We start from the raw sequence: 22,309 nt of genomic DNA, 5'->3' as shown, positions 1-22,309 counted from the left end.
TACGGGCTGGGGGGCACCGAGGCCCACTACGCTGCGGGCACCCGGCCGCACGACGTGAGCCGGGTCGAGACAGACGCACGGGAGTTGAACAAAGGCCATGCTGAGATTCGCTGAAGAAATTCTCCTCCTGCTGCTGCGAGACGACGACGGCAAGCTCATCCATGTGCCCGAACGCACCCTCGACCGGGTGATCGCAGGTTCGGTGCTCATGGACTTGGCGATGGAGAACCGGATCGACACCGATCTGGAGAAGCTCATGCTGATCGACTCGACGCCGATCGGCGACGGCCTGCTCGACCCCACGCTTGCCCAGATTGCGGCCCAGCAGGCCGAGAGCGACTCGCGCTACTGGGTGGAGTTCGTGGCGGCTCGGGCCGAGGGCATCCGCGAGGAGGCATTTGCGCGGCTGGTCGACAAGGGCATTCTCGAGCGCAAGGACGACCGTCATCTGTGGGTGTTCCGGTCTCGCCGCTACCCATCGGTCGACGGCAAGGCCGAGCGCGAAGTGAAGCTGCGCATCATGGGCGTGCTGTTCAGCGACGAGATCCCCAGCCCTCGTGACATCGTGATAATCGCGCTCGTGGACGCCTGCGGCGTCTTCGGCGAGCTGCTCTCCAAGTCCGAGCTGGAGCACGCCGCGCCGCGCATCGAGCAGGTACGCAAGCTGGACCTCATCGGCCAGGCCATGACGCAGGCCATCCGTGACATCGAGATGTGGCTGGCCAGTTCCACGGTCAGCCGCTTCATGCTGTAGACGCTTCGGCGCAGCCCCCGCTGCGAGCGGGTCCTTGGGGCGCCTGCTCAGTCCTCGAGTGTCTCGCTGCCTCGGTACATGGCCTGACGGCGGACACCGCTCACGTAGGTCGCCACGGCGTCGTCTGCGGGCGTGCGCTCGGGGTCCCAGCGTCCCCAGTGGATGAGCTGGTCGAGCGGGTGGCGGTAGCGCGACTCGGCGCGCCGGTGCGGCCAGCCGATGGGAATCGTGGCGATCGGGGTGAGCGGCTCGGGCACGCCCAGCAGCTCGCGCAGCTCCCGGGTGGTCGTGTCTTCCCCGCCCCCGCTGAGCCACGCTGTCGTGAGGCCGTACGCAGCGGCTGCGAGGTGCATGTTCTGGGCTGCAGCGCCGACCGAGGCCAGCAGGATCTTCTCATTGTTGGCGTCGTACTCGTCAGCCCAGCCGTCGTGGTCGCTGACGGGATACGAGTCGACCCAGCGTGGATCGCAGAACAGCAGCACGATGGCCAGCGAGTTTCCCAGCCAGTGCTTCTTGTGGACGTGGGGGAAGCCCCGGCAGTGCGCCACCAGCCGATCGGCCTGGCGCACGAACACGTCTGAGACTGAGAGCACGTCGGCTCGCTGCGCCGCGACGACGAAATGCCACGGCTGCGTGTTCGCTCCCGACGGCGCCCAGCGGCCGGCCTCGCAGATCCCGCGCAGCACGTCGGTGGGCAATGGCTCGGGCGGCGGTTCGAAGCTGCGAACAGAACGCCGCAGCCGGATCACGTCCATGAGCGAGTCGAAGCGCGGCGCCGTCAGGTTCTCGTTGGACGGGGTGTGCGCAGCCATGTGCGCAAGCTACTTGCGGCTCACGAGATGGCAGGGTTGGGGAGTTACTTGAGACCGCGCTCGGCGGCGTTGCGGGCGAGCCGCACGACTGCGTACGAGAGTGCTTCGGGGCCGCCGAACACGGTGAGTGTCAAGTCCTCATGGTCCAGCCGGTGCCATGCCAGGAAGCCTTCGACCAGGGTGGGCAGCGCATCGGGTTCGAGCAGGATGCTCGCACCGCCCATGCGAGCCAGCAGCGGACCGCCTGCGAGGCCGTCTGCGTACACCACGCCGGTTGCCAGACCGATGCGGTCGTTGTCCAAGCACGTGCCATGCCCGTTGACGCCGGAGCGCAGCGCGTAGCGGGCGATGCGGACCGCCGTGTCGTACCGGTCGGCGCCGCCGATGCGGACGACCGAGAACCCCATCTCGGTCAGATCGTCGATGACATCGTCGGAGACGGCGCTTGGGCCACCCGCAACGATGATCTGCTCGATGCTGCCGTCGGTAAGGGCGGCGGCGAAATAGGTCCGCACGCTGTCGGGCAGTTCGTCTCGGCGGGTCAGCAGCAACGGGTGGGGACCCTTGGCTGCGATGGGCGCCAGTGCCAGCGCGTCGGCGAAGTCGGTGCCGGTGGCCAGCAGGGCCGTGCGCAGCGTTGTGCCGCAGAACTCGGCCGCACCGCCCATCGTGGCGATGACCTCGGAGGAAATGGACACCGAGGTGGCATAGCGGTCGGCACCGCCGAAGCGCACGACGCTGGTCACCGACGGCAGCGCTGCAATCGCGGCCTCGACCTCGTTCGACACGGCAGCGGGTCCGCCCACGATGTACACGTGCTTGATCTTGTTCTCGGTCAGGAATTCCCTGGTGAACTCGGTCATGTCGTTTGGCTCGACGAGCAGCAGCGGTGCATTGTGCGCGCCTGCGAGGGCCGGTCCTGAGAGCGCAATCGGGCTGAGAACCGTGCCGGCCAGCGCCGACGCCGTCAGCGCGTCGGGGAATGCCCGGCCCGAGGCGATGATGACTGTCTCGACCTTGCGCATGCTCGCCGGCAGGGAGGTGTCTCTCCCAACCTCACGGAGGTAGCGCTCGGCGATGAGCTTCGCCGTCTCGAAGCGGTCGACGCCGCCGATCCGTTCCACGCGGATGCCGCGCCGGCCGTCCTCTTGGTCAACATCACGCTCGACCGGACCGCCGTCGATGAATCCATCGGGGTTGCCGCCACCGGTGTTCCCGTTCCCAGGCGGGTTGGTCGTGGCGTCACCGCCGTCGACCTTGTGATCACCGTTGTCCAGCATCTGGTCGTGGTGCAGATCGGCATCGTTGCCGACGGGATCAGTGATGGATGCGCCACTCGGCAGGCGGATCTGAGATGTCGTCCTGCCGTCGTCGATGCTGATGCCGTCGTCGTCCTTGTCGCCGGGCCGGACGATGTAGCTGAAGGTCAGTGTTGGCACACCGGTGTCCACTGGAATGTTCGCTGGGCCCGAGAAACCTGCGTTCTTGTATCTGGTACCGATCTTGACACGCACATATGGCGTGCCAGCAACGACGACGTTCTCGTCGAAGGTGACGCTGAACTCGATGGTCTCGCCCTTGCCGTACGTCTGGCCGGCGTTGGGGCCGTTCTCGATGCTCGGACCGCTGCTGACCGTCGGAGCCACACCGTCGACCTTGTGATCGGGCTGGGTGGCCAGTTCCGGAACACCGGGGAGCGCGTCCTTGTTGTCGTCCGTGGCGTGGATCGTGCCACTAGTCAGGTCGATGTTGACCGCAGTGACGCTGACTCCGTCGCTATCCATGTCGCCGGCCAGGACCTTGTAACTGAAGCGCAGCGTGCTCGCATTGGGCTTGGAGACGTAGTTGGCTTCCTTCTGATTAGCGACCACAATCGGCAGCATGGGAGTGCCACCCACGGTGACCGCTTCGCTGAACGTCACGTCGATCAGGATGTACTCGCCAGCGCTGTAGGTGTCGAGATCGGTGTTTGCAGGGGTGTTGGCCATCGAGATCGCCGTCGCATAGGGACCGCGCGGAGTCAACCCGCCGTTCACCTTGTGCTCGGCGTCGTCTGCCAGCACATCGTGGCCGAGGTTTGCATCGTTGCCGGGCAGGTCGGTAATGGTTGAGCCATTCGGCAGACGAATCTGGGACGTTGTGGTTCCGTCGTTGATGCTGATGCCGTCGCTGTCCATATCCCCAGCGACGACGACGTAGCTGAACATCAACTTCGTCGTATTGTCGCCGTCGGTCCTGCCGTCGCCAGGCTGGAAGGAGGCAGCCCGCGTGGTACCTCCGATGTTCAGGTTGATCGTGGGGACGCCAGTGCCATTGACGGCGACCTTCTCACTGAAGGTGACCGTCACCATGATCGTGTCGCCTTCGGCGTAGTAGTTCTCGTACGTTGAGTCCCCTTCGGGTGAGGGCGAGGTAATCGCGACGCTCCTCACCGTGGGGGCCGTGGTGTCGACCTCGTGACCTGCCAAGTTGCTCTGAGCGCTGTGCGCCAGAATCGCATCGTTGCCAACGAGGTCGGTTATGGCGCCGCTCAGGCTGTCCTCGTCGATGCTGATGCCGTTAGCGTCGTTTTCGTCGGTGCTCGCGACCTCGTACTTGAACACGGCCTCCCGGAGGCCCGCCGTAGCGACATAACCAGTGGAGTCCCACTCAGCCGATCTTGCGGTGGTTGTTCCGATGGTCAAATCGATGCTGGAGCCGATGGACAGCTGTACCGGTTCGCTGAATGTGACCTTGATGAGAATCGGCACCTCATTCGACGTCGAGTAGACGCCGTAGGCGTCGTTGCGGTATGGGGCGTCCTTGCGCGGCGGATCGCTGTCGACCTCAACGCTGGTCACCGTCGGAGCAATACCGTCCACTTTCTGATCGAGTGAGTCAGGCACTGGCAAGTGACTCAGTGACGCGTTCTGCCCCTGTGGGTCAGCAATCGTCGCATCCCTCAGTTGAATTGCGTTGGAGGGGATGCCGATGCCGTCCGTGTCCAGATCGTCGTTGTCGACCGCGTACTCGAAGACCATGGTGTTGTCGCCGTCGAGCCTGATGTAGTCGGCGTACTCGGTGCCCGAGCGCATCCGCAGAGCGATGCGCGGATCATCATCCAAATCGGCGTCGCCGTCGTCGAGCGTCACCTCGACCGGGTCGTCGAATGTCACCTCGACCGTGATGATGTCCCCGAGCTTGTAGTAGGTGTTGTTGAGCTGCGGCGCAGTAGAAGTGATCTCGACCTTGCTGACGCGCGGCGGCTGCGCGTCCACCTTGTGGCCGCCGTCGTCACCGAGTGCGCTGTGGCCCAAGTCAGCCAGATTGCCCGTTCGGTCCTTGATGGTGCCGGAGATTGCGGTGGTCTCACCGGCACCGGTATCCAGTTCAACGCTGATGCCGTCGTTGTCGTCGTCGTCGGAGCCGACGGTGTAGCTGAACGTCAATGTGCAGGTGTTGGTGGTGTCGGCCTCGGTGCAGCCTGCAGATGATTCCTTGTATCGGGCGTTGCGGTTGTTGCCCGCTGGATTGACTTGGTCGTCGCCGATCTGGAATCGCAGCAACGGAGTGCCCGAGCGCACGACGTCTTCGCTGAAGTCGACTTCGAAAGTGATCTCGTCGCCACGGCCGTAGGTGTCGTTGTTGACTGGTGGGCCGCTGTTCGGCGGAGAACTCGCGATGCGTAGGTTCGAGAGCTCGGGCACCACCGAGTCGACGCTCTCGACCGTGGTCCCGCTCAGGAGGTCATGAGCGAGTACGGCGCTATTGCCCGCAGTGTCGGTGATCTCGCCGTCGTTGAGCCGGAGGCTGTTGGCGACCACGCTGACACCATTGTCGTCGAACAGGCCTGCTTCGACTTCGTACCTGAATATCAACTTGGTGCCCGAGCCAGAGCCTCTGTGGTACGTCCCCTCCTTCTGGCTCCCGTCGATGTCCAAAGTGAGCGTCGGCGGTGTCTGATCAAGAGGAGTGCCGACCCAGATGGCCCGGTCCCCTGTGGAGCCGTTTGAGGGCACATCACCGTCGTCATTCGAGTCGCCGGAGTCGTCGTCGGTGTCAAACGTCACCTCGACGCAGATGTACTCACCGGCAAGGTAGGTGCCGCTGTCGCAGTCCGAGCCACTCGATGTGAACTTGAGGGGGGATTCCACCGTCGGCGCAACGGTTTCGACCTTGTGGCCCGATTGGGTTCGCAACTCCTCAAAGTCCAGGTCGGCGGGGATGGGATTCGGACTGACGCTCTCGATGGTGCCGAGGGTGATGCGCCCCGTGGGCACACGGATGCCATCGGAGTCTGCGTCGGGTGAGAACACCGTGTACTCGAAGATCAGTTCCCGGGTGCCGTCGTTGTGGTCATAGTCGTCGGCTTCCTCGTACGTTGCCGTTCTCGGTTCGGTACCGATCTCGAAGCTGAGCGTCGGATCGGTGCCGGAGACGCGTACCGGGTCGTCATACGTCACCTTGATCTGGATGACTGAGTTCGAGCCGTAGTACGCGCCATTGTTCGGCGGATCGCTGGTGATGCTCAGGCCCGTGATGGTCGGTGCCATGGCATCGACCTTGTGGCCGCCCTGGGTGCCCAGTTGCCGGTGGTCCAGCGATGCATCTTCTCCGTCGTCGTCGGCGACGATCGTGTCGTTGGTGTCGTCATTCGATTTCAAGCTGTTCGCGTCGATGCTGATGCCGTTGCCGTCGAGATCGCCGGCCTCGACGGTGTAGTGGAAGAACAGCAGCTTCGAGTCGTCGCCCGAGTCGTAGGCGGCGTCCTTGGGTCCGCTTTGGAGGTTGAGGGTCAGTTTCGGCGTTCCTGTCACCCGTACGGCCTGGTTGAACGTCACCCTGACTTTGATGGTCTCGCCGAAGCCGTAGGTGTCAGGGGGGTTGCTGTCGCCGGACAACGGCATACTCGTGACCTCGAGCGCCTCGATGATCGGCGGGCCCTCAACAGCCTTGCCATCGACCCGTTGGTACTTCAGCGGTTTCTCGAAGACATCGGAGTAGTGCGTGTAGAGCGTCCCGCCGTCGGCTGCTCGGAAGATGTTTTGGTTCGACTCGTCGATCGGCTTGCCGCCGTCGTAGGTGAAGCGGCCGCTGGGCACGACAATGCCGTCGCGGTCCCTGTCATCGTTCGTGACTTCGTAATAGAACAGCAGTCGCGTGTGCCCCGAGCCAGACAAGTACCTAGCAAATCCCAGGGGGCGATCTTCTTCCGGAATCACATTCCTATTGCTGTCAAGGCAGCCAAGTTCCTCGAGACCGTCCTTGTACGTCGCCACCTCGGGGGAATTGGCGCCGTGTTCGTCTATAAGGGTCTGTATGTGTCTGAAGTCGTCGCGATGGCAGTTGAAAATCTGGATCGGCAATTCGAGCCGTTCGTCGTCGACAATCACCGCCTCGCTGAAGTCGGCCCGCAGCACCACGTATTCGCCCTCGTGGAGCGTCGTGCCGGTGGCGGGCTCGCTGACGACACGGGTGGTGTAGCTCGAAACGAAGGTCGGGTTGGATGGATCCCGCATTTCCTGCGACGTGAGGGGCCCGCGACTGCCATCGACGAGGTGCTTGGCCACCGTGGGGTCGCCGCCCACTCGGGCTTTGTACTCGAACTGCGCCTCGAGGTCGTCGTGGTAGTTCGTTGCCGCCACCCCATTGTCCATGGCAGTGATGGAGCCGCCGCTCAGGCTGCCCCAGTCGATGCTGATGCCATCAGGGTCGCTGTCTGTGCTTTGCACTTCGTACTCGAACAGCAACCGAGTCATGCTGGATCGTCGCCGCGGGTCAGCGGGCGGATTGCTCGTACTGTCGGAGACGTAGCGGGCGTCCTTGTACGTCGGGTTCGCGTCGGTCGCGTCCCCGAAGCGCAGCTTCAGCACCGGGGTGCCGGTTACGGTCACCGGCTTGCTGTACTCGACTCGAACCCAGATCTTCTCGCCTGCGTAGTAGGTGTCGCCGTCGATCGGCTCGCTCATGATCTTTGGCCTGCTGACGATCGTCGGCGAGCCTGTCGACCGGGGATGGAACACCGCCGGGTGTTCCAGGTTTGAGCCGCCGCAGGGTCCGCTAATTGACTGATGCGGCACCCCAGCGCCCACGGTGTTGATATCGCTGGTACCGCCGAACGTGCGCGCGTGGTCCTCGGCCCTGACCGAGTTCTCGGGGATCCAAAGGTCTCCGGTGTTCTGGTGCGTGTCACCCGATTGCACCGTGTATTCGAAGGTCAGCCGGTTCGTGCCTTCGCCCCTCTCCGGCGTCGCCACTGCCTTCCTCAGGTTGGCTGGCGCGTTCCCGCCGAGCATGAAGTCGACCGACAACGGTTCGGCATCTGGATTGAGGTCCGTTCGAACGTCGAATCTGACGTTCAGACTGAGTTCCACCACGATGCTGATCGTCTCGCCGGTGGTGTAACGGTTGTCCGAACCCGGGTCCGACACGAATCGGACGCCCCTGCCGACGATGTGGGCGTTCGTCGGACGTCCGACCATGGCGTTCAGCTGGGAGCACGTGGCGTTGAGCGGTACCACCTGGACCGCGGCAGCGGGCGCGGTTGCCGGCGGCGAAATGACCGTCAGCGACGCCGCGGCCATGACGACGGATGCAACTGCACCCGAACGACGGAACCGTCGGCGGCTCGCGTCGCGGCGAAACACTGCGACACGAGTTCCGAAACCCCGGCTGTGGCGCCGGCTCAGCACGCTACGGATGGGCAACGACGACTCCGGAAACTGATTGCGTGAGCGGGCGCGCTCACGGCACTAGCGGCACGCCACAGAAACCTGCCGACGACAAACCGCGTGGGTACAACTCTGAGCCCGCCGGGTTGGCGGGGCATCTGTGCGGTCGCCTCGGGCAACGGAGCCTCCTGAGGTCAGCAATGCGTGCCGTCGCCGACGGCGTCCAATCCGAAATGAGTACCGCATTTCGGGGCCGAATTGGTGGACCCTTTACATCGAAATTCCTGATAGTTAGAGCCATTACCTCTTGCAGGTTCGACGTATTCGGAGTCGGCGTCCTACAGTCGCGTCGTGACAGGCAAAGCAGTGGAACCAGAACAGATCCCGCTCGAAGAACTTGACGCCGCGTACACCGCGATCATGTGCGAGATCGTGGCCACCGGCGTGGCCCCGCACTACGCCGAACTTGCCCGGACATTGGGCGTCGAGCCGATGCGTTCAAAGGCCGTGATCGCCCGCATCATCGACCTCACGCCGGGCTGGATGCATCCCGGTACCGACTGGATCGCGTCGTTCCCGCCGTTCAACAACCAGCCCACCCAATACCGGGTCAGTGTCGACGGCGAACAGCGGTGGTTTGCCCAGTGCGGTTTCGAGGCCTTGGCGTGCCGCTGGCTGTTCGGTGGTCGCACGGTGACCGTCGATGCGCCATGCCTGCTGGGCGGCGAACCGCTGCGGATCGAGATGCGCGACGAAGAGATCCTCTCGATCGATCCGCCGACGATGGTGGGCTACACCCGCAGCCCTGTCGGGGGAGACGCCGCCAACCGGCCGTTCCGTTGAGCGGGCATGAACCTCTTCCGGTCGGAAGAGCACGCTCGAGATTGGGAAGAGTTCGAGCCCCGCATGGCGGCCATGTTGCGGCCGGTGGAATGGTGGGCTGAGACATTCGCTGCGCCGATGTTCCGTGCCCGTGCCCGCAGCGACTTCCTCTCGTGGATGTCAGGTTCCGACGGCGCAGGAGCATTCGCCGAATTGCGCGCCAGGCTCACGCCACCGCGCCCCGACGTGAAGGCCACTACCGCCGCGGTTGCGGCCCTGAGCCAAGTCGACCTGGCAGTGCTCGACGGCGCCTCGGCCGACGACCGAAGCGTTGAGCTCAACCTGATGGGGGTATGGCCCGCTTCGGTGCCAATCGAAATCGCACGCGACTGGCGCGACACCGCTGCGGCCATGATCGTGGCGATCCCGTCGGATCCGCTGCCCGACGTCGACGCGCATCACTGGATCGACACCCGGCGGTCCGCAGTACGCGACGTGCAGGCTGGCGACGGCTGGCTCAGGCGCGCCGAGCCCGGTGCCGGCGATCCGCGGCTGACTGCACGGCTTCAGCAGATGGGCTGGCAGGGCGAGATGGCCGACCAGCCCGCCTGGACGGCGATGGAGCAGGCTGCCCGCGCCATTCTGAAGTGCCGCGAACTGGCGCTGCTCGGCTGAACGACGGCGTCGGTCGTCCCCTGGCGCCGTTGCCCCGAACTAGCCCGACAGCGTCAACACAGCGTTGAGCGTCGCCTGAGCGCCGGCGGTCGCGTGCTCGGGCAGGATCGACTCGGCCTCGTTGTGGGACAGTCCCTCAGCGCAGGGGATGAACAGCATCCCGGTTGGCGCAACCTGCGAGACGTAGCAGGCGTCGTGACCTGCCCCGGAGGTGATGTCGACCGGCTCGAAGCCCGCTGACACTGCGCCTGAACGCAGCGCCTCGGTCACTGTCGGGTCGAAGACGATCGGCGGCGAGTACCAGATCGGGGTGATCTGCGGGTGGGGGAGCGAACGCCCGCTTTCGGGCTGGAGGCCAAATGCCGCACCGTCGGCAAAGGCCAACAGCTCGTCGTGCATCGCCTCGAGCTCGCCAGCATCAGGGTGCCGCAGGTCGACCGTGAGGGTGACCGAGCCTGCCACGGTGTTGCGTGAACCGGTGCCAACCGCGAGCGTGCCTACGGTCGCACGGCCCTCCGGCGCCCGACGGCCTGCGATCTCATCGGCCTCGCACACCAGCCGAGCTGCGGCCACCATCGCATCGGAACGATGCTCCATGGGTGTGCTTCCCGCATGCGCCGATTGCCCCTCGATCGACACGTCGTACCAGCGGATGCCCTGCACTCCGGTCACCGCGCCAAGCGTGACGCCGGTGGCCTCCAAGATCGGCCCTTGCTCTATGTGCGGTTCGATGTAGTGCCCGATCGGCCGGCGGCCGGAACCGTCGGGTGCACCGCAGAGCTCGTCGCCTGCGTAGCCAATGCGTTTGAGCTCGTCGCCGAGCGTGGTGCCGTCCACCCCAGGTGCCGCGAGGCCCTCGTCCAGACTGAAGGCGCCCGCATAGACGCCTGAGCCGATCATCGCCGGGGGAAAGCGCGCCCCTTCCTCGTTCGTCCACGACACGACTTCGACCGGCGCCGCTGTGCTGACGTCGTTGCCGTGAAGCACTCGCAGGATTTCGAGGCCCACCATCACGCCGTAGGCGCCGTCGTACTTTCCGCCGGTGGGCTGGCTGTCGAGGTGGCTGCCGATCACCACCGGCGCACGCCCCGGATCCGTGCCCTCACGACGGGCGAACAGGTTGCCCATCCGGTCGACGTGGACAGTGCAGCCCAGCTCCTGTACCCATGCCACGAACTGGTGACGCCCCGCCCGGTCCTCGTCGGTGAGCGCCACACGGGCCACTCCGCCTGCGGGCGTCGCGCCGATCTCTGCCAGGGCCCCGAGTGTCCGCCACAGGCGTTCGCCGTCCACCATGTACGTGCTTGAGTTCACTGCCGTTGCCTCCCGAGCGCTCAGCCGTATTGTCGCTGCGCTTGCCGGCGGACGCTCAGTTGAGCGGGCGAGCCGACGGCGGTATCGGACGCGGCAAGGCGGTATGGCCCATGAGGGATTCGTCCACCGCAGCCGCGCACGCCCGGCCCTCTGCAATGGCCCACACGATCAGGCTCTGGCCGCGGCCCATGTCGCCGCAGACCCACACACCGTCGACGCTCGTGCGGTAATCGTCGTCTCGCGCAACGTTGGAGCGAGCATCGGTCTCGACGCCGAGCTGAGCCAGCAGGCCCTCCTGCTGCGGTCCCAGAAAGCCCATCGCCAGGAGCACGAGTTCGCATTCCAGCTCAAAGTCCGATCCTTCGACTTCGGCGAATCGGCCGTCGGCGAACACCACTTCGTGTGCCCGAAGCGCTCGGACGGTGCCCGAGCCATCCCCAAGGAATTTCTCGGTGTTCACCGAGTACACGCGGTCGCCGCCCTCCTCATGTGCCGAGGACGTCCGGTAGACCATCGGATAGGTCGGCCAGGGATTGGCAGAAGACCGCTCGTCAGGGGGCCGCGGCAGAATCTCGAATTGGTGTACAGACGCTGCACCCTGGCGGTGCGCGGTGCCCAAGCAGTCGGCGCCGGTGTCGCCGCCGCCGATGATCACCACCCGCTTGCCCTCGGCGCTGATCGGCACCTCGGCCGGATCAAGGTCGCCTTCTTGGGCCTTGTTCGACCACGGCAGGTATTCCATCGCCTGATGGATGCCGTCGAGTTCGCGTCCCGGGATCGGCAGGTCACGCCACTGGGTGGCGCCGCCGGCGAGCACCAGTGCATCGAAGTCGGCTTGCAAGTCCGCCACCGGTATGTCCACGCCCACGTCCACGCCGGTTCGAAACTTCGTGCCTTCCGCGCTCATTTGGTCGAGCCGGCGCTCGATGTGGCGCTTTTCCATCTTGAACTCCGGAATGCCATACCGCAGGAGTCCGCCGAGCCGGTCGGCACGCTCGAACACCGTCACGTCGTGGCCGGCCCGGGTCAGCTGCTGTGCTGCAGCCAGCCCGGCGGGCCCGGAGCCGACGACGGCCACGCTTCGCCCCGTGCGCACCGCTGGCAACTCGGGACGGACCCAATCCATCTCGAAGGCCTTGTCGATGATCGCGACCTCGACCTGCTTGATCGTGACCGGATCGGAGTTGATGCCCAGCACGCAGGCGCCCTCGCACGGGGCAGGGCACAACCGGCCGGTGAATTCGGGGAAGTTGTTGGTGGCATGCAGCCGCTCGATGGCGTCGCGCCAGCGGTCTCGATAGACGAGGTCATTCCAGTCCGGGATGATGTTGCCCAACGGGCAGCCCGAGTTGCAGAACGGCACGCCGCAGTCCATGCAGCGGCTGGCCTGCGCGCGTAAATCCTCGTCGGCAAACGGCTCGTAGACCTCATGCCAGTCGCGCAGGCGCACCGGCACCGGCCGACGCGTCGGCAGCTCCCGGTCGTGCCGCATGAATCCCCGGATATCACCCATGAGCCGGCCTAGCCATGCGCAGCCCCTGCGCCTGTCTGCTGGCGGCTGCGCGTTGTCTGATGCGACGAAATGTCCTAGCCATGCGCAGCCGCCATGACTGCCTCATCGGGGTCTTGGCCGAGCTCGGCGGCCGCCGCCCGAGCCGCGAGCACCCGCCGGTAGTCCTTGGGCATGACCTTGCGGAAGCAGCGCACCTCGCTGTGCCAGCGCCGCAGAATGCGCTCGGCGGGTGCCGACTCGGTCTCTGCGAGGTGGCGGCGCAGCAGCGACCGCACGGTTTGGGCGTCGGCGTCGTCGAGTTGCGGTTCCAGATCGACCATCTCGGGGTTCAGATTCCGCCAGAACACATCATCGGGGTCATACACGAACGCCGCGCCGCCTGACATGCCCGCGCCGAAATTGCGACCGACCGTGCCCAACACCACGACGACGCCACCGGTCATGTATTCGCACGCGTGATCGCCGACGCCTTCGACGACGGCGGTGGCGCCCGAGTTGCGCACGCAAAAGCGCTCGCCGACCGTCCCACGTATGTAGGCCTCGCCGCTGGTGGCCCCATACAGAATCACGTTCCCGGCGATGATGTTGTCCTCGGCCACGAAGTCCGGATTCGTCGCCCGCGGCGGCCGCACCACCAATCGTCCGCCCGACAGGCCCTTGCCCAAGTAGTCATTGGCGTCGCCGTACAACCGCATCGTCAGTCCGCTTGGCACGAATGCGCCGAAGCTCTGCCCGGCTGAGCCGTTGAACGTCAGGTCGATGGTGTCGTCGGGCAGGCCTGCTCCGCCGTGTGCAGCGGTGATCCAGTGGCCGAGCATGGTTCCGACCGTGCGGTTTACGTTGCTGATCGGCAACTCCGCCCGCACCAGTTCGCGCCGCTCCAGCGCAGGCGCGGCCAGCTCGATGAGCTGCTGGTCGAGCGCCCGTTCCAGGCCATGGTCTTGGCTCTGCGTGCAGTAACGGTCCTGCGGCCAGGGCGTCTGCGGCTCAACCAGGATCGGCGAGAGATCCAAGCCGTGTGCCTTCCAGTGCGCCACTGCTTGGGTGGTATCGAGGCGATCCACGCGCCCGATGGCTTCGGGCAGCGAGCGGAACCCCAGCATCGCCAAGTACTCGCGGACCTCCTGAGCGATGTATTCGAAGAAGTTCACGACGAACTCGGGCCGACCCTCGAAGCGCTTACGCAGTTCCCGGTTCTGCGTCGCGACGCCCACCGGGCAGGTGTCGAGGTGGCAAACCCGCATCATGATGCAGCCCGACACCACCAGCGGAGCGGTTGCGAAGCCGAACTCCTCGGCTCCCAGCAGTGCTGCGACGATCACGTCGCGGCCGGTCTTGAGCTGCCCGTCGGTTTGCACGACGATGCGGTCGCGAAGGCCGTTCAGCAGCAGCGTCTGTTGCGTCTCGGCGAGGCCCAGCTCCCATGGTGAGCCGGCGTGCTTCAGCGAGGTCAAGGGCGAGGCCCCAGTGCCGCCATCGTGCCCTGAGATCAGCACGACGTCGGCTTTGGCCTTGGCCACGCCGGCAGCCACCGTGCCCACGCCCACCTCGGCCACGAGCTTCACGTGGACACGAGCTTGTGGGTTCGAATTCTTGAGATCGTGAATGAGCTGCTTGAGATCCTCGATCGAGTAGATGTCGTGGTGCGGCGGCGGACTGATGAGGCCGACTCCCGGTGTGGAATGGCGGGTCCTCGCGATCCAGGGCCACACCTTGGGACCCGGCAGCTGCCCACCCTCGCCGGGCTTTGCGCCCTGGGCCATCTTGATTTGCAGGTCATCGGCATTGGTGAGGTACTCCGAGGTGACACCGAACCGCCCCGAGGCCACCTGCTTGATTGCAGAGCGCCGCAGATCGCCGTTCGGATCGGGCACGTAGCGCTCAGGGTTCTCGCCGCCCTCGCCGGTGTTGGACTTGCCGCCGATGCGGTTCATGGCGATGGCCAAGGTCTCGTGCGCCTCTGCCGAGATCGAGCCGTAGCTCATTGCCCCGGTCGAGAACCGCTTCACGATCTCGGTGACTGGCTCGACTTCGTCGATCGGTATCGGCCCGCCGGGTGCCGGGTGAAGCTCGAACAGTCCTCGCAGCGTTGCCAGTTCCGTGGACTGGTCGTCCACCAGCCCGGTGTATTCCTTGAAGACCTCGTAGCGGCCGGCGCGGGTGGAATGCTGCAGCTTGTAGACGGTCTCAGGGTTGAACAGGTGGTACTCACCCTCGCGCCGCCATTGGTATTCGCCGCCGGCCCACAGGTCGCGGTGTGCTGCCTCGGTGGGATTGTCGAGGTAGGCGAATCGATGGCGTTGCGCGACCTCGGCGGCGAGCACGTCGAGGCCCACGCCGCCGAGCTTGGAGGTGGTCCCGGTGAAGAATCGATCGATGATGTCGGGCCCCAGACCGACCGCCTCGAACACCTGCGCCCCCGTGTAGCTGGCCACTGTGGAGATGCCCATCTTCGACATCACCTTCAGCACGCCCTTGGTGCACGCCTTGACGTAGTTGCGCTTTGCGATGCGCTCGTCGACCTCAGTAATGACGCCGGTGCGCACCATGTCGTCGATCGACTCGAAGGCGAGGTACGGGTTCACGGCGCTGGCGCCGTAGCCGAGCAGCAGCGCCATGTGGTGCACTTCGCGTGCATCGCCGCACTCGGTCACGAGCCCCACGATCGTGCGGGTCTTGTTGCGCACGAGATGGTGGTGCACTGCGCCCGTGAGCAGCAGCGAGGGGATGGGCGCATATTTCTCGTCGCTGTAACGGTCTGACAGGACGATGATCTGGGCGCCGTCGGCGATGGCCTCGTCGACCCGCCCGAAGACATCGGTGATGGCGCGCTCCATGCCCTCGCCGCCTTCGGCCACGGGGTACAGGCCGTCTACTGCGAATGGCCGGAACCGCGGCGCTGTGCTTGTTGACGCCGCTCCATGCGGCGCTGTGCTTGTTGACGCCGCTCCATGCGGCGCTGTGCTTGTTGACGCCGCTCCATGCGGCGCTGTACGCAAGTCCTCGTCGATGTAGAGGATCTTCGCCAGATCCTCATTCGACAGGATTGGGGAGGGCAGCACGATCTGCTTGCATGACTCCGGGCCGGGCATGAGCAGGTTCGCCTCGGGGCCGATCTTGGCCTTTGTCGAGGTGACCAGCTCCTCACGGATCGCATCCAGGGGCGGATTCGTGACCTGCGCAAAAAGCTGGCTGAAGTAGTCGAAGAGCAGGCGCGGGCGCTTTGAAAGCACTGCAATCGGGGTGTCGGTGCCCATCGAACCGATCGGCTCGATGCCGCTGCGGGACATCGGCGCTACCAGGATCCGCAGCTCCTCGGTGGTGTAGCCGAACGTCCGCTGGCGCAGTGTCACTGAAGCGTGCTGGGGAGTCAGGTTGAAGCGAGGCGGCAGATCCTCGAGGTGCCCAAGCCCGTCAGCCAGCCAGTCGCCGTACGGCTCGGCAGTAACCAGATCGCGCTTGATCTCGTCGTCGCCCACGATGCGGCCCTGGGAAGTGTCGACCAAGAACATGCGGCCTGGCTGGAGGCGGCCTTTCTGGATGATGCGCGTCTGATCGATGTCAGCAACGCCGACCTCCGACGCCATCACCACCAGGCCGTCGGTGGTCACCCAGTAACGGGAGGGTCGCAGGCCGTTGCGGTCGAGCACGGCTCCGACGACGGTCCCATCGGTGAAGGCGATGCTGGCAGGACCGTCCCACGGCTCCATCAGTGAAGCGTGGAATTCGTAGAAGTCGTGCTTGTCCTGCGGCATGCGGGCGTGGTTCTCCCACGCCTCGGGGATCATCATCAACACCGCATGCGGCAGTGTCTTGCCGCCGAGGTGCAGTAGCTCGAGGACCTCATCGAAGCTGGCCGTGTCCGACGCACCAGGCGTGCAGATGGGGTAGGTGCGTTCGAGCAAGTTGGTGCCGTCGCCAGCAGTGAAAAGCGGGCTCGACAGGGTGCCCTCGCGTGCCCGCATCCAGTTGCGGTTGCCCATCACGGTGTTGATCTCACCGTTGTGGGCCAGCATGCGGTACGGGTGTGCGAGCGGCCACGAGGGGAAGGTGTTGGTGCTGAATCGCGAGTGCAGCAGCGCGAGCGCGGACTCCATGCGGGGGTCGGCCAGGTCGGGATAGAACTCCGCGAACTGGCTGCAGGTCAGCATCCCCTTGTAGACGAGCGTCCGGCACGACAGGGAACCGAAGTACGGGGCAGGGTCGATCTCGTGCTCGGTGCGCTTGCGCGCTACATAGACCCGGCGCTCGAGGTCGAGCCCTTCCAGCCCTTCGCCCTCGGGTGCGGCAACGAACAGCATGCGGAAGACCGGCATTGGATCGGTGGCAAATTTGCCGAGCGAAGAAGGATCGGTTGGAACGTCACGCCAACCCAGCACTTCGAGCCCTTCGCCGACCATGATCGCTTCGATGGCCTCAGCAGCTGTTTCGGGGTCTTGGCGAGGCAGGAACGCCGTGCCGACGGCGTAGCGGCCCGCAGGCGCGAGCTCGAAATCGCAGACCGCTCGCAGGAACTGATCGGGGACCTGCACCGTGATGCCGATGCCGTCGCCGACGTTGGCCTCCGCCCCGGTGGCGCTGCGATGGTCGAGGTTGACGAGGCACTGCAGGGCCTGATCGACGACGGCGCGACTGGGCACGCCGGACATGTCGGCGACGAAGCCCACACCGCACGAGTCGTGCTCGTAAGCGGGGTCGTAGAGCCCTTGCGCGGGCGGGGGAGAGGTGTACGGAGCTGCGCGTACGTCAGGGCGGTCTTCGACGCCTGGCGCAGATTCGGCAGTCGGCATTGGCGACGTCCCAGTGAGATAACTGAAGTGGCGTGTTGCCACTTCGCGGCCCCAGGGACGTCGTTGGCCCTGTGGCGAACAAGTCTACCGACGCATTGCCGGACGGCGGTCCGGCACATGGTTGAATAAACTTGCAAATGCGTGAATAAGCGGCCCTGAAGCTGGTAAGGTGATCTGCGAAGCGCGGCGTCGCACCAGGCGTGCCGCGACGGGACGGAACGAATTCTCAGCGAAACGGACCGAGAGATGGACACGGCGGCGATGGACACAAACACGGGGTCACACGTGCGCGTCGGTTCGGCAGCGGCTTCGCCGGTGCGAGTCGGAATAGTGGGCGCGTCGGGCTTTACCGGGTCGGAACTGCTGCGACTGGCAGCCGCGCATCGGTCATTCGACGTAGTGGCCGTGGCCGGGGATACACAAGCAGGCGCTGCAGTGCGCGACCTGTACCCCAGCCTGGCGGCTCACTACGGCGACCTTCGTTACTGCGCCTACGACCCTGAGATCTTCGTCGGACTCGACGCGGTTTTCTTGGGGTTGCCGCACATGGCCAGCGCACCGGTGGTGGCAGACCTGTACAAGCGGGTGGGCTGCGTGATCGATCTGGGTTCAGATTTCCGGCTGCTCGATCCGGCGCTGTACCCGCAGTGGTACGGCGCCCAGCACCCGATGCCGGAGCTGCTGGGCGAATTCCCCTATGGCCTTCCAGAGCTCGACCGCGAGTCGTTGCGCGACGCAGCGGGCATCGCGGTGCCTGGCTGCTACCCGACCGCGGCAGCGCTGGCGCTGGTCCCGTTCGCACGCGGCGGACACATCTCGACGACCGGCGTCATCGTCGATGCCGCATCGGGAGTCAGCGGCGCTGGCCGCGCTCCCAAGCCCAATACGTCGTTCTCGACCGTCGACGAGGACTTCGTGGCCTACGGCTTGCTGGATCACCGCCACACGCCCGAGATCGAGCAGGTGACCGGCTGCCAGGTGCTATTTACGCCCCATCTGGCACCGATGGTGCGCGGCATTCTGGCCACGTGCTATGCGAGGCCCACTGAGGGCATGACCACCGACGACGCGCTCGGCGTTCTGGCTGAGTTCTACGCGGACGAACCCTTCGTGGTCGTGCATCGAGACTCTCCGCACACCAAGGCCACGCTCGGCGCGAATACCTGCCATCTCAGTGCCCGGGTGGATCCCCGCACCGGCTGGCTCGTCGTTCTGAGCGCGATCGACAACCTGGTGAAGGGCGCGTCAGGCGGGGCGGTGCAATGCGCAAACGTGGCGCTCGGCCTTCCAGAGACGGCCGGGCTGTCGACGACAGGGCTGATGCCATGAATGCTGCCGGCGACGATCATTCCGATGAGTCAACCGACGCCGACGAAGAACATGCCAAGCAGGTCGAGCGGGCCGAGTTGCTCGTCGAGATGTTGCCGTACATCAGCCGTTGGAGGGGCAAGGTCGCTGTCATTAAGTTCGGCGGCAACGCCATGGTCGACACGGCGCTGACCGATGGCTTTGCTGCCGACATCGTGCTGCTGCGCCAGATCGGCCTGGCACCGGTGGTCGTTCACGGCGGCGGGCCGCAGATCGGCGATCTCATGGCGCGCCTGGGCAAGACGTCGGAGTTCCGCGACGGGCTGAGGGTGACCGATGCGGAGACCCTCGACATTGCACGCATGGTGCTGGTGGGCAAGGTCAACCGCGACATCGTCGGTGCCATCAATGCACACGGCCCCCTGGCGGTGGGCATCTCGGGCGAGGACGGCAGGGTCATCACCGCGACTGCGCGGAACCCAGATCTGGGCTTCGTAGGCGATGTCACCGACGTGAACACCGACTTGCTCGAGCGCCTTCTCGCCGAAGGGCTGATCCCGGTGATCTCCACGATCGGGGCCGACGCCACGGGGCAGGCGTACAACATCAATTCGGACACAGTGGCTGGAGCCGTGGCGGCTGCTCTCGGGGCCGAGAAGGTCGTTTACCTCACCGACGTCGCGGGGTTACTCGACGATGCCGACGATCCGGACTCGCTCATCCGCCGCGCCACGGCCGACACGCTCGCTGCTCGTTTGGCCAGCGGGAAGATCGTCGGCGGGATGATCCCGAAGCTTGAGGCCTGTATCAGCGCCGTGCGCAATGGCGTCAACAGCGCCCACCTGCTCGATGGCCGCGTTCCGCACGTGGTGCTCGTGGAGCTGTTCACCGATGCCGGCGTCGGCACGATGATCACCCGTGACCGGCCGCACCTGGTGACGAGCTGACCGACCGAACCATCGACCAGATAATGGACCCAAGGGCCACAGCGACATGACACAGACCACGACACAGACACCATCGACTGCTGGGGCAAATGGCCCGCCGCATGGAGCGGCGTCAGCAGGTCCGAACGCCGCGCATGCCGCCGCCATGGGCGGCGCAGGGCTGGATTCCTGCCCGCTCATGCCGACTTATGGGCCGCCGCCGGTCCAGTTCGTGCGGGGCAGCGGCTGTGAGCTCTTTGACCGCGACGGCAAGCGCTACTTGGACTTCCTGGCGGGGATAGCCGTCACTTCGCTCGGCCACTCCCACCCCGCCATCGCCGACGCGCTCAACTCCCAGGCGCGCACGCTGCTGCACGTGTCGAACCTCTTCGGCACCGAACCCCAGGTCGAGGTGGCCCAGACGATCGACCGGCTGCAGGGCGGCGGCGGTCAGGTCTTCTTCTGCAACAGCGGCGCCGAGTCGCTCGAAGGGGCGATCAAGCTGGCGCGCAAGTACGGCGGCCGCGGCCGCCACGTCGTAGTGAGCGCGCTGCGGTCGTTCCACGGGCGCACTCTGGCGACTCTGCACGCCACCGGCCAGCCCGAGAAGCACGAGACGTTCCAGCCGCTGCCTGAGGGCTTCCGCCATGTGCCCTACAACGACGCGGAGGCTCTTGAGGCGGCCCTGGATCCGAGCTGCTGCGCGGTCCTGCTCGAAGTTGTCCAAGGCGAGGGCGGCGTGAACGTCGGCGACGGCGACTACCTGCGTCGCGTTCGCGAGATCTGCGACGAGCGCGGTATGGCGCTGATCATCGACGAGGTACAGACCGGCTTAGCGCGAACGGGCAAGTGGTTCGCCTGGCACTACCACTTCGATCCGGCCGGCGGCCCGACCGGCGCGGCGCGCCCTGACATCGTGACAATGGCCAAGGCGTTGGGCAACGGCGTGCCGATCGGAGCGGTCTGGGCCCGACGAGAGGTCGCAAGTGCATTCCAGCCCGGCGACCACGCCACCACGTTCGGCGGCCAGCCTTTGGCTGCGAGCGCCGCGCGAGCCGTGCTGCGCACGATGGAGGCAATCGACGCACCTGCGTTGGCGGCGGCCCGCGGCGAAGAACTGGCCGGAAAGCTCATGGGCGTCCCCGGTGTCGTCGACACTCGTGGCCTGGGTCTGCTCATCGCCGCCGAGCTCGACACTGACGCCATCGGCGCCAGCGGCCCCGAGATTGCAGCGGCGTGCCTTGAGGCCGGGCTCGTCGTCAATGGCATCTCGCCGACCGCAGTGCGGTTCGCGCCTCCGCTGGTGGTGTCGAGCGAACAGATCGATGAATGCCTGGCGATCTTCGCGAGCGTGCTCGGGGGCGGCTGATGAGGCACTTCTTGGAAGTCGACGATCTGTCTGCTGACGAGCTGCGCTGGGTGCTCGATCTGTCGGCGCGCCCCGCCGCGGCTGCGCCTGCGGCACTGAAGGGCAGCGGGGTTGCACTGGTGTTCGAGAAGGCCTCGAACCGCACCCGCAATTCGATGGAGATTGCCGTGCGACAGCTCGGCGGGCACCCCGTCTACATCCGCCCAGAAGAGGTGGACATGGATGGTCGCGAGTCCGTCGAGGACGTCGTGCGGACGCTCGCCTGCTACCACTCGATGGTCGCAGCGCGAGTGTTCCTCCACGGCCACCTCGACCGGATGGCCGCTTGCGAGGTGGCACCCGTGGTGAACCTCCTTTCCGATGAGGCGCATCCCTGCCAAGCCCTAGCCGATCTCCTGACGATCGAGGGGTGTCTCGGTTTTGACCGCACCGAGCGAGTTGCTTTCGTGGGCGACGCCAACAACGTCTGGCGGTCGCTGGCGATTGGCTGCGCGTTGCTGGGAATCCCGAGTTCGGTTGCTGCACCTGGCGGCTACCACCCCCCGGCGGCAACCCTCGACCGGCTCGCCGCCCTCGGCGGCGAGTGCACAGTGACGACCGATCCCGCCGAGGCCGTCAAGGGCGCCGATGTCGTCTACACCGACGTGTGGACGTCGATGGGCCAGGAGGACGAACGGGCCGAACGGCTCGAAGCGTTTGGCGCGTACCAAGTCACCCCAGAACTGATGGCGCTGGCTGCCGACGGTGCGATCTTCTTGCACTGCCTGCCGGCGCACCGCGGCGAGGAGGTAGCCGCCGAGGTCATCGACGGCCCGGCGAGCAGGGTTTGGCAGCAGGCCGAGAACCGGATGCATGCAGCGCGTGGCCTGCTGGCCTTCCTGGCCGGGCAGGCGGCGGCCCAACCGGAGGCGTCGTGACCACCAAGGCGCAGCGACAGCACCTCATCCGCGAGCTGCTTGCCAGTCGTGAGATCGGCAGCCAGGCACAGCTGGTCGGATTGCTGGGAGAACGCTCAGTGGAGGTCACCCAGGCCACGGTCAGCCGCGACCTCGACGAGATGGGTGTGGCCAAGATGCGCACCGCAGGCCGCACGGTGTACGCGGTGCCAGAGGCCGATGCACCCGAGACCCTGCCCGAGAACACCCTGCGCAGGGTCTTCGGCGACTGGGTGCTCGAGGTGCGTTGGTCTCAGAACATCGTCGTGCTGAGCACCCCACCGGGGTCCGCGCACGTGGTGGCCTCGGCCATCGACCGAAGCGACTTCGACGGCGTGATCGGCACCGTGGCTGGCGACGACACACTGCTCATCGTGGCCGTTGAGGAATTGGGTGGCGCGGCGGTCGCCGGCCGCTGCCGTGAACTCGCCGATTTGTGAG

The 22,309-nt window shown here is 65.7% G+C and carries 13 protein-coding genes; 8 read left to right on the top strand and 5 right to left on the bottom strand.

Annotated elements, in window-relative coordinates:
* The first annotated feature begins 97 nt into the window (after positions 1 to 97).
* A complete protein-coding gene (locus ACOOHB_RS07635; protein ID WP_420444194.1) occupies positions 98 to 754 on the top strand; it encodes a GOLPH3/VPS74 family protein in 657 nt (218 codons plus the stop codon).
* Positions 755 to 801: 47 nt separating this feature from the next.
* Here the strand turns inward: ACOOHB_RS07635 and ACOOHB_RS07630 are convergent, their stop codons facing one another.
* Together ACOOHB_RS07630 and ACOOHB_RS07625 are read right to left on the bottom strand one after the other, a co-directional pair.
* Positions 802 to 1,566 (bottom strand): nitroreductase family protein, encoded by a 765-nt coding sequence (locus ACOOHB_RS07630; protein WP_420444193.1) that lies wholly within the window; start codon positions 1,564 to 1,566, stop codon positions 802 to 804.
* Positions 1,567 to 1,610: 44 nt separating this feature from the next.
* Positions 1,611 to 8,129 (bottom strand): cell wall-binding repeat-containing protein, encoded by a 6,519-nt coding sequence (locus ACOOHB_RS07625; protein WP_420444192.1) that lies wholly within the window; start codon positions 8,127 to 8,129, stop codon positions 1,611 to 1,613.
* 438 nt (positions 8,130 to 8,567) lie between these two features.
* Between ACOOHB_RS07625 and merB the strand changes: the two genes are divergently transcribed.
* Positions 8,568 to 9,059, top strand: coding sequence for an organomercurial lyase (merB, locus tag ACOOHB_RS07620; RefSeq protein ID WP_420444191.1), 492 nt, complete (start codon positions 8,568 to 8,570; stop codon positions 9,057 to 9,059).
* A gap of 6 nt (positions 9,060 to 9,065) precedes the next feature.
* Positions 9,066 to 9,713: a hypothetical protein gene (locus tag ACOOHB_RS07615; RefSeq protein ID WP_420444190.1), complete on the top strand. Its 648-nt coding sequence runs from the start codon at positions 9,066 to 9,068 to the stop codon at positions 9,711 to 9,713.
* A 39-nt stretch (positions 9,714 to 9,752) separates the two neighbouring features.
* Here the strand turns inward: ACOOHB_RS07615 and ACOOHB_RS07610 are convergent, their stop codons facing one another.
* From ACOOHB_RS07610 to gltB, 3 genes are all read right to left on the bottom strand, one after another.
* Positions 9,753 to 11,027, bottom strand: a complete 1,275-nt coding sequence (locus tag ACOOHB_RS07610; RefSeq protein ID WP_420444189.1) for a M20 family metallo-hydrolase — start codon at positions 11,025 to 11,027, stop codon at positions 9,753 to 9,755.
* 55 nt (positions 11,028 to 11,082) lie between these two features.
* Positions 11,083 to 12,540 (bottom strand): glutamate synthase subunit beta, encoded by a 1,458-nt coding sequence (locus tag ACOOHB_RS07605; RefSeq protein ID WP_420444188.1) that lies wholly within the window; start codon positions 12,538 to 12,540, stop codon positions 11,083 to 11,085.
* Positions 12,541 to 12,614: 74 nt separating this feature from the next.
* Positions 12,615 to 17,330 carry a glutamate synthase large subunit gene (gene gltB / locus ACOOHB_RS07600; RefSeq protein WP_420444187.1) on the bottom strand — a complete coding sequence of 1,572 codons (4,716 nt, stop codon included), beginning with the start codon at positions 17,328 to 17,330 and terminating at the stop codon, positions 12,615 to 12,617.
* A 246-nt stretch (positions 17,331 to 17,576) separates the two neighbouring features.
* Here gltB and argC point away from each other — a divergent pair, with 246 nt between their 5' ends.
* From argC to argR, 5 genes are read left to right on the top strand one after another with little or no spacing between them, the layout of a single operon-like run.
* On the top strand, positions 17,577 to 18,659 hold the full coding sequence (gene argC / locus ACOOHB_RS07595; RefSeq protein ID WP_420444186.1) for an N-acetyl-gamma-glutamyl-phosphate reductase: 1,083 nt from the start codon (positions 17,577 to 17,579) through the stop codon (positions 18,657 to 18,659).
* Entirely contained in the window at positions 18,656 to 19,585 is a 930-nt protein-coding gene (gene argB / locus ACOOHB_RS07590) for an acetylglutamate kinase (protein ID WP_420444185.1), read from the top strand. Before argC ends, argB begins: the two co-directional genes overlap by 4 nt.
* Before the next feature lie 46 nt (positions 19,586 to 19,631).
* Positions 19,632 to 20,933, top strand: coding sequence for an aspartate aminotransferase family protein (locus ACOOHB_RS07585; RefSeq protein WP_420444184.1), 1,302 nt, complete (start codon positions 19,632 to 19,634; stop codon positions 20,931 to 20,933).
* A complete protein-coding gene (gene argF, locus ACOOHB_RS07580; RefSeq protein ID WP_420444183.1) occupies positions 20,933 to 21,850 on the top strand; it encodes an ornithine carbamoyltransferase in 918 nt (305 codons plus the stop codon). The genes ACOOHB_RS07585 and argF overlap by 1 nt, the downstream gene beginning before the upstream one ends.
* Complete coding sequence (argR, locus tag ACOOHB_RS07575) at positions 21,847 to 22,308, top strand: arginine repressor (protein ID WP_420444182.1); 462 nt, start codon at positions 21,847 to 21,849, stop codon at positions 22,306 to 22,308. The genes argF and argR overlap by 4 nt, the downstream gene beginning before the upstream one ends.
* The last annotated feature ends 1 nt before the right edge of the window (position 22,309 follow it).

The sequence above is a fragment of the Candidatus Poriferisodalis sp. genome (assembly GCF_965215815.1).
GTDB lineage: Bacteria > Actinomycetota > Acidimicrobiia > Acidimicrobiales > Poriferisodalaceae > Poriferisodalis.
Note: the sequence above shows the minus strand (reverse complement) of the source record. Positions and strands in the feature narration are given on the sequence as shown.

Bases quoted from the DNA above. Each gene is read 5' to 3' on its own strand.
- ACOOHB_RS07635 (WP_420444194.1), top strand. From the start codon at position 98: ATGCTGAGATTCGCTGAAGAAATTCTCCTCCTGCTGCTGCGAGACGAC.
- ACOOHB_RS07630 (WP_420444193.1), bottom strand. From the start codon at position 1,566: ATGGCTGCGCACACCCCGTCCAACGAGAACCTGACGGCGCCGCGCTTC.
- ACOOHB_RS07625 (WP_420444192.1), bottom strand. From the start codon at position 8,129: ATGGCCGCGGCGTCGCTGACGGTCATTTCGCCGCCGGCAACCGCGCCC.
- ACOOHB_RS07615 (WP_420444190.1), top strand. From the start codon at position 9,066: ATGAACCTCTTCCGGTCGGAAGAGCACGCTCGAGATTGGGAAGAGTTC.
- ACOOHB_RS07605 (WP_420444188.1), bottom strand. From the start codon at position 12,540: ATGGGTGATATCCGGGGATTCATGCGGCACGACCGGGAGCTGCCGACG.
- gltB (WP_420444187.1), bottom strand. From the start codon at position 17,330: ATGCCGACTGCCGAATCTGCGCCAGGCGTCGAAGACCGCCCTGACGTA.
- argC (WP_420444186.1), top strand. From the start codon at position 17,577: ATGGACACGGCGGCGATGGACACAAACACGGGGTCACACGTGCGCGTC.
- argB (WP_420444185.1), top strand. From the start codon at position 18,656: ATGAATGCTGCCGGCGACGATCATTCCGATGAGTCAACCGACGCCGAC.
- ACOOHB_RS07585 (WP_420444184.1), top strand. From the start codon at position 19,632: ATGACACAGACCACGACACAGACACCATCGACTGCTGGGGCAAATGGC.
- argF (WP_420444183.1), top strand. From the start codon at position 20,933: ATGAGGCACTTCTTGGAAGTCGACGATCTGTCTGCTGACGAGCTGCGC.